The 7,472-nt window shown below is 47.0% G+C and carries 8 protein-coding genes and 1 tRNA gene; 2 read left to right on the top strand and 7 right to left on the bottom strand.

The features are described from left to right. From IQ235_RS13635 to IQ235_RS13620, 4 genes are all read right to left on the bottom strand, one after another. The coding region (locus IQ235_RS13635) for a nitrilase-related carbon-nitrogen hydrolase (protein WP_319592589.1) at positions 1-1,118 on the bottom strand (1,118 nt) is incomplete at its 3' end. A 150-nt stretch (positions 1,119-1,268) separates the two neighbouring features. Next, the gene (locus IQ235_RS13630) at positions 1,269-2,018 is read right to left on the bottom strand and encodes an NUDIX hydrolase (protein WP_264322000.1); all 750 of its coding nucleotides are present in this window, start codon (positions 2,016-2,018) and stop codon (positions 1,269-1,271) included. A 137-nt stretch (positions 2,019-2,155) separates the two neighbouring features. After that, positions 2,156-2,734, bottom strand: coding sequence for a nicotinate-nucleotide adenylyltransferase (locus tag IQ235_RS13625; RefSeq protein WP_264321999.1), 579 nt, complete (start codon positions 2,732-2,734; stop codon positions 2,156-2,158). 325 nt (positions 2,735-3,059) lie between these two features. Further along, positions 3,060-3,944, bottom strand: coding sequence for a PD-(D/E)XK nuclease family protein (locus tag IQ235_RS13620; protein ID WP_264321998.1), 885 nt, complete (start codon positions 3,942-3,944; stop codon positions 3,060-3,062). Positions 3,945-3,987: 43 nt separating this feature from the next. Between IQ235_RS13620 and IQ235_RS13615 the strand changes: the two genes are divergently transcribed. Next, positions 3,988-4,061 (top strand) — tRNA-Pro (locus IQ235_RS13615). Positions 4,062-4,308: 247 nt separating this feature from the next. Further along, a complete protein-coding gene (locus IQ235_RS13610; protein WP_264321997.1) occupies positions 4,309-5,208 on the top strand; it encodes a metallophosphoesterase in 900 nt (299 codons plus the stop codon). Between the two features lie 71 nt (positions 5,209-5,279). Here IQ235_RS13610 and IQ235_RS13605 read toward each other — a convergent pair whose 3' ends face one another. The 3 genes from IQ235_RS13605 to IQ235_RS13595 form a co-directional block, all read right to left on the bottom strand. Next, entirely contained in the window at positions 5,280-5,843 is a 564-nt protein-coding gene (locus IQ235_RS13605; RefSeq protein ID WP_264321996.1) for a DEP domain-containing protein, read from the bottom strand. Positions 5,844-6,047: 204 nt separating this feature from the next. Next, complete coding sequence (locus IQ235_RS13600) at positions 6,048-6,650, bottom strand: alpha/beta fold hydrolase (RefSeq protein ID WP_264321995.1); 603 nt, start codon at positions 6,648-6,650, stop codon at positions 6,048-6,050. Between the two features lie 48 nt (positions 6,651-6,698). Beyond that, a partial coding sequence (locus IQ235_RS13595; RefSeq protein WP_264321994.1) for a hypothetical protein occupies positions 6,699-7,472 on the bottom strand: 774 nt, incomplete at its 5' end.

The following is a 7,472-nucleotide window of genomic DNA, read 5'->3' as shown; positions in this document are numbered from 1 at the left end:
CCCCCCATCAATTCGGCAATTTCTAGGGTGTGGGTGGCAATACCGAGGTTGCGGGCGAGGGCGAGGGCATCGTTTACAGAGGCTTTTGAAGTGTAGGGGCTAGACATCAGCACCCCCAGGACGTTTTCGGCACCGATGGCTTCGGCGGCGATGGCGGCAACTAACGCCGAATCGATGCCGCCAGTTAAACCCAAGACAACTTTAGAAAAGCTGCATTTACGGGCGTAGTCTCCCACCCCGAGTACCAACGCCTCCCAGATTTCTTCCTCTTCCGTTCGGGCGACGGGGGCAATGGAACCGGGCAAAAAGTCGCCGCTAGGCGAATCGAACTCCAACTTGACAAAATCAGTTTGGCAACTTCTCCCCCGACACACCACTTCTCCTGCCCGATTTAGAGCAATGCTATTACCATCGAAAATCAGATCGTCGTTACCCCCCACTTGATTGGCATAGACAATAGGTTTTCCGTAGCGGATGGCGGTGTGGCGTAGCATTTCTTCTCGCAATTTTTGCTTGCCGACGCAGTAGGGAGAGGCGGAATGATTGACGATGAAATCGACGCCCGCGTCGGCTAAATCGGCGAGCGGATTGCAACGATAGTGCCGTTTTCCCCAGAAGTCTTCATCGTTCCACAAGTCTTCGCAAATAGTGACCCCAATTTTAAGGGAGAGTTCGGAATTTGAGGGGGAAGAGAAGGTCAAATAATTGGTTTCTCCATCGGGTTCAAAGTAGCGATGTTCGTCAAATACATCGTAAGTGGGTAGCAATCGTTTGTGAAAAACTTGTCGAATTTCACCTTGATGAAGTAGGGCAATACTATTAAATAACGGTTTACCGCCTTCGGTTCTCGATCGCTCGTTCGGCATCGCCGTTCCCACTAATGTCATCACGTTTGATGGTAGTTTTCGAGCGAGTTGTTGTAGTTGAATTGCCATCGCTTCCACAAAGCTGGGATCGAGGAGTAAGTCGCGGGGTGGGTAGCCGCAGAGTGAGAGTTCTGGGGTCAGGAGCAAGTCAACATTTTGCTGCGCCGCTTTTTGGGCAGCTTCGAGAATATGTTGGGCGTTCGATGTGAGATTGCCAACGATCGGATTGAGTTGGGCGATCGCAATTTTCATAGGATTGATGCAGTACGAGTATTGAATGCAAACATTAGACTAGTTCTATTATTTCGATCGATTCATTTTTTTCGATTGGCATTACCCTTATTGTCAAATTCTTTTCACAAATTAGATAGTATATCAAATTTAAATATAATGGTTTCGATTTTAAATAAAAACCATGGGCTTATCTTTTAATAAAGCAAAAGATTCCGAGTTGAATCGGTACAAACTTGCCGGACGACCCGCTCCTCGCGAGACTTTGACCCCAGTATCGCTTAAAAAACCAAGTTTTAGCAATCGCGTTCTAAAGTTGGAATAATCTGAAAAGTTTTCGCCCAATACCGAAGTATATAACTGATATAAATCGCCTAACGTAAAGGTCTCGGGTAATACATCAAATGCCACGGGGCTATATTCAAGTTTATTTCGCAAGCGTTGGTAGCCATATTCCAATATTTGATGATGATCGAACGCCAGTTCCGGTACTCGTTCTAGGGGATACCAGGCAATGCCGGTGACACCATCGGCAATCAGTTGTGCTTCCTCGAACCGAACCAAGGCAAAATAACTCACCGATAAATACCGAACGCCAAAACAGTCAGGAGATTCGCGGGGGTCGCGATCGGGCCCGCCAAAAGTATATAGTTGCTCGAGATAAATATTCTTAAAGCGAATTTTTTCCGCTAGAATCCGATAAGCGGCTGCTTCTAAGGATTCTCCTTGTCGAACCAACGTTCCCGGCAAACTCCATTGTCCGGAAAATGGGTCTCCTTGCCGCATCACCAGCAGCACGAGAACGCGATTTTGAGCCATGTCTACAGAAAAAATGACATTATCAACTCCGACTTTAAAATTCGCGAGATTTGTACTTTTCGGAGTCATATTTTGAGGTTCGGGTAACAAGCTTTCTCCCATTTTATCTATCTCTCAATCGTTGAGCGCAGTCCCTCAAATGGCTCTTCCTCTTATCTAAAAACGCCATCTTCTCTCGCCTGCCTCAAAATCATGAAAACGTTAAAAGTCTCCCTAGCCTGACTATCGGGCATCAACCCTCAAGAATAAAGATGTTCTCGATCGATATACTCGGCCACTCGCATCGTAATCGTTTGCGGATCTTTGGTTGTTCGATAACTACTAGAAGAAACATCGGGCATTTTTAAATCGGCAATTTCTACAGGACAGGCTTTTCTGAGGCGATCTAAATCTTCAAGTTCCATCGGGCATCCGGGACGAGGTACGACAACAATTCCAACTTGTTGCAGCAACTCTGCCGCACGATACCATTGAGGTAGTTGAAACACCAGATCTGCTCCGATCGCCAAGTAAAGATCCGCATCCGGCCAATATTGTCGCGCTTTGCCAACGCTGTTGAGGGTTCTAGGATCGCTCAGTTGGGGGTAACACTCAATGTTTTCAACTCCCTTAGAGGTTCCATCGGGTTGTTTCAAATCCTCGATTGTCAGCCGCAGCATCGCCGAACGGTGCTTCAGAAGAGTTTGGTGGGTTTTCAAAGGATTGTCCGCAGCCCATACCGCCACACGGTCGAATCGCCGGGAAAGCCAACGCAAAATTTCTCGATGGGCAATACTGGGGGGATCGGCACTAGTTCCGAAGAGGGCAATTTGAGTCATCGTTGCTGGTAGATGGGGAACAGGCGATCGGGAGAAAGAAAGAGTTTGGGAGATTTATTCTTCCCATCGATCTATCTGTGACAAGGATACCTTTGTTAGATTCCGGTTTTGGTGTTAGATTCCGGTTTTGGCAAGCGGGCCGGGCCGGCAAAACCCTTGCAATCTTATGGAAGTTTAACGAGAGATTGCCGCTGTTGTGAAAAGCATACACTTGAAAGCTCCCCCGTTTCCTTTCACAACGGATTGTCAGAATTTGTCAGAATTTGAGAGAACTCGATTTTAGCTCGAATCAGCGATCTCGGGATTTCGTCCCAATTTCGTGGAATTAGAGTTGAATTTCGGGAATTGCACTGACATTGGTCAAATCCACAACAACAGGTTCTCCATCGAAATTCGTTAGGGAGGATGCGCGAGACTCCGTTGGAGGCTGACAAACCGGACAAGAACCCCGAGATTCGCGAGTGGAGGGAAAGGGTTTGCCTTTTTGGTAATCCCGCAACCAGTTGCGCAGCAACCCTAAAAGACGGGTCAATTCCTGGTGGGTTTGTTGGTGTTGGGTGCGGCTGTAGGGAAAATGATGGCATTGCGGTTCTCGGACTTCCGCCTGCTGACCCGCAGACCGAACGAACCAATAGGTCATCGAAATTTGCTCGGGTTCGTAGTTGCTGGTTTCGGCGAGAAGGTAAGGATAGAGACGGGTTTGCCAGTGTTGTGCCAGTCGGTTTGAGTTTTGGGGACGGGGATAGGTTTTCCAGTCAAGGATTTGCGCCTGTCGATCGTCTCCAACGAGCAAATCGTAGCGCGCGCTCAGCACAAATCCTAAATAACTCAAGATGCGATCGTGTTCGGCTTGGCGAAAGACGGCTTCAGCTTGGGTCAGATCGGGGGTTAAGATATCCGGTGCGGCGGCGATAAAGTCATTTAACCATCCATCGAGTCGATCGTCGGTCTTGACGATCGACTCGATGGGTAAACCGAGTTCCCGCTGTTGCATTAACAGATGAAAGCGACTCCCCGCCGCGAGAGACTCCTGTCGTTCCGGACTCAGGGGTGCGTTGAGGCGTTCGAGGAATACCTGTTGAAATTTGCGAGGACAAGTTTCGAGTAGATCTAAATGCTGCTGGGAGAGACGAAATACCGACGTTGGTGCGATCTCGTTAGGGGGTTCGAGGGGTGAACCCTTCGATATACTTTTTGATGTACTTTGCATTGGTTGCGATAACCCAACATTATGCTATTATATAGTTCTGCATCGGGGCGTAGCGCAGCTTGGTAGCGCACCACTTTGGGGTAGTGGGGGTCGTGGGTTCAAATCCCGCCGCTCCGATTGTAAAGGGATCTCTGAGAAATTAGCTCCCACAGGTTTGCAAAACCCTGCTTTCAACGAACCTGGCTTTAAAGGAATATCTTTCTCAGACATCACCTAATTCAAAAATTTCAGTATCCGAACGAGAACGGGTCGTCACAAATGCCCACTCGTTTCTAGCTCCGGTACGATTGCTCTGTAATATTCATATCTCTATTAGCGAGTGCCCGCTCTTTAAAAAGGTACAAGCTGTTATAAAAGACTAGAAATGAGAAATAAAGCAAAACTTGGGTTGGGAATTTTGGCAATTCCCCTACTTTTGGTAGTTTCGATCGTTTGGGGTTTAGTAGAACCCTATATTCTTGCTAAGGAAGAAGAAATCGCGATTATTTCCAATCTTCCGACAGCGTGGGAAGGACAAAAAATCGGACAAGTCTCTGATTTTCAGATCGGAATGTGGTGGGACAATGTCGCAACGGTGTCGAACAGTATCGATAAGTTAATTGAAGAGCAACCCGCCGCCGTTTTAATTAGCGGCGATTTTATCTATCATGCGACCCCCAATCCAGAAGTAGAAATTAATGAAGTTATTAATGCAATTCGTCCTTTAACAGAGGCTAATATTCCAACGTATGCAGTGTTGGGAAATCACGACTATGGGATGAAGAGTCAGAAAATGCCTCCAAAAACGGAATTAGCCGCGCAACTGGAGCGAGCATTGGAAGATATCGGAATCCAGGTTTTAACGAACGAAGCCGTTAAACTACCACTGCCCAATAATGAAGAGTCCGAGTTATATCTTGTCGGGATTGGCGCACATTGGGCAAATAACGATAAAGTCGATCTCGCTTTAAATCAACTTCCTGACGATAGTCCTCGAGTCGTGATGATGCACAATCCCGATTCTTTTGCAGCATTTCCAGCAAATACCGCTCCATTTGCGATCGCGGGACATACCCATGGCGGACAAATCCGTTTACCCTATTTACCCCAATGGTCGTGGTTAGCTTTGGTGAAAAAAGATAAAGTTTTTGCGGATGCATGGGTCAACGATTATGGAGAAGCCGGAAATCAATTATACGTTAATCGCGGAATTGGTTTTAGTGACATACCCATTCGTCTAAATTGCGCTCCTGAAGTCACTTTTTTTACTTTAAAATCCCAATAGAGTTATTCATTTTGAATCATTTCGCCTTGCTAATTTTTTGACATTAGCAGGCTTAGGTACGATCGGTTTGATTACTTATCAAGCTCGAATCGATAAAAGAGATATTCATCCCGAAAAGGATGTTCGTCGGTGACGTGATGCATCCATTTATCATCAATTAATTTTTGGCCGAGGTCGATCGCATCTTCGTGAGAAATCTGAAGGGTTTGCATCATCCACGATACGGCTTCTCGACCCACAAAACAACTGGGATAGGTTTTTAAGTTGTAGCGACGATCTTCAATCGCGACTCCTCCCGGCTGACGCATTTGGTTGACAAGATTCTTGAAATTTACCCGATCGACTAAACGATCGGATTGAATACTCGCATCTCCAGCATACTTAAGGCGAGAATCTTGCCGCCAAATGGTAAAAGCCTGGGGTTCTTCGACAATCGAAAATAAGATTTGTTCTTGGGTTTCGAGGATTTTTTTTCGAGTCCACTCGATGGCTTCTTGTTTTCTATCTTTGCGATAGGATTTACATTTAGAAAAAAGTTGCGCTTGATAAACGATTCCCAGTAATCGTTCCGTTTGACCTTTGACTTGTCGGGTGACTTGGCAATATCGAACTTGTTCTGAATTGAGAATAAGCATAGAAAATTTCACATTTTAAAGCCATAATATAACTCATTGGGAAATAGAATCAATATTAAAAAAAAATTCTTTTATAATTTTATTCGCTCTTTACTTAGATATAGTATATTGGCGATGATAAATTTTTATTAAAATTAAATAAGTCAATTCTGAGTTTTTCCGATCGAACACGATCGTTGAAAACCAGTATATTTTCTTCGCAGTTTATAAATTTTGCAAAAACTGCATTAGCTCGTTGTGAAAGAGAGCCGTTGCCTTCATATAACAAGCATGACCGGCATTAGGTAAAACAACTTTCTTCCCATTCGACATTTGTTTGAGGAGGATATCCGCTTGAGAAACCGGTACGATGCGATCGTTGCTTCCCCAAATGGCGAGAGTGGGAAGAGAAAGACCTTGTAACTTTCCTTTATACCGCTCGATACCGACCGGTGCAACGGCGACGAATCCCCTTAGTTTTTCAGAATGTTGGGCGATAAAAGGGATGCTATACTGACCGCTCATGGAAGGGGAAATGACGATCGGTCGATCGAGCGCGAAGCGATCGAGAAGCGCGAGCAAAAATGCCACCCGATCGCCCGAAATTGACTGAGATTCTCCGTAACCGGGTAAGTCTACCGCCACCGCACGATATCCGCCATCGGCTAATAATTTCAGCGTGCCGATATCTTGCCAAGTTTGGGCGCGAAAACTAGCCCCGTGGAGACACAAAACCGTTGTGGTTGCTGCTTTGTCACCCACTTCCAAATAGTGGATTTTCGCACCGGATAAGTTGACAAATTGGGATTCGATCGAAGTTCGTGCCATTGCCATTTTCTCTCCTGTATCGATCGGATGTTTCGACGGAACGACGGCTTACCAACCTTCTTCTTCGTCGCGATTTTCCACCACACCCACCAGAGATTGTAAGTCGAAGTTGCGATCTTCTCCACTCAAGCAAATTCCTGCACTCATTACCGTCAAATCGGCTTTGGCAATCGCGCTGGTATGGTGTTCGCCGTCCGCCGTCGTCCACTCCACCAGCCAGAAATCCTCGCGATCGCGGAATTCGTGCAACTGGCCGCCTCCCACCTCTAGAGCTGCTCTCAACCGCCGTTCCTCGCGCTGCTGCTGCTTTTGTGGGGTCCAGATGCGCTGGGATACCAAATCGTAGGTAGTTTTCATCTCCGGGGTCATTCCCTTGAAGTTCAAGGCTTCCGGCAGCGTTCCCCCTTTAAGTTCTTCTCGCAGTTGCTCTGAAATCATCGGATCGATGCGGCGATCGATTTCTTCAAACCACCAGTTGCTGCCATCCCAACGGGCGATCGCACTTTCAAAGGCTTCCCCCTCACTCACCAGATAAACCGGGACGGGTTTGGCGACTCCAGTCCGCTGGCGAACGTCGGATTCGTTGGCGGGATACGCCAGCCAAGTTTGACCCCGCAGCCGGTACGCCAGCCACAATCGCACCGCCGGGAACTGTTGTAAATACTCGGAAATTTGAATGAAATCCGCCTCTTCGATGAGTTCCGCATCTCGATCGTTTCGAGGTTGAAAAATGCCCCATCCTTCAAAGTCAGCCGGTTGCGGTGCAAACGTCCGCACGAGTCCGGCGACGCGGGTGCGAACGCTTCCTCCTGGGATACATGG

Source organism: Zarconia navalis LEGE 11467 (assembly GCF_015207075.1).
Classification (GTDB): domain Bacteria; phylum Cyanobacteriota; class Cyanobacteriia; order Cyanobacteriales; family Geitlerinemataceae; genus Zarconia; species Zarconia navalis.
The sequence above is the reverse complement of the archived record's forward strand: the minus strand, read 5'-3'. Positions and strand labels throughout refer to the sequence as shown.

Coding starts and splice junctions, on each gene's coding strand:
- IQ235_RS13630 (WP_264322000.1), bottom strand. CDS start 2,018: ATGGGAGAAAGCTTGTTACCCGAACCTCAAAATATGACTCCGAAAAGT.
- IQ235_RS13625 (WP_264321999.1), bottom strand. CDS start 2,734: ATGACTCAAATTGCCCTCTTCGGAACTAGTGCCGATCCCCCCAGTATT.
- IQ235_RS13620 (WP_264321998.1), bottom strand. CDS start 3,944: ATGCAAAGTACATCAAAAAGTATATCGAAGGGTTCACCCCTCGAACCC.
- IQ235_RS13610 (WP_264321997.1), top strand. CDS start 4,309: ATGAGAAATAAAGCAAAACTTGGGTTGGGAATTTTGGCAATTCCCCTA.
- IQ235_RS13605 (WP_264321996.1), bottom strand. CDS start 5,843: ATGCTTATTCTCAATTCAGAACAAGTTCGATATTGCCAAGTCACCCGA.
- IQ235_RS13600 (WP_264321995.1), bottom strand. CDS start 6,650: ATGGCACGAACTTCGATCGAATCCCAATTTGTCAACTTATCCGGTGCG.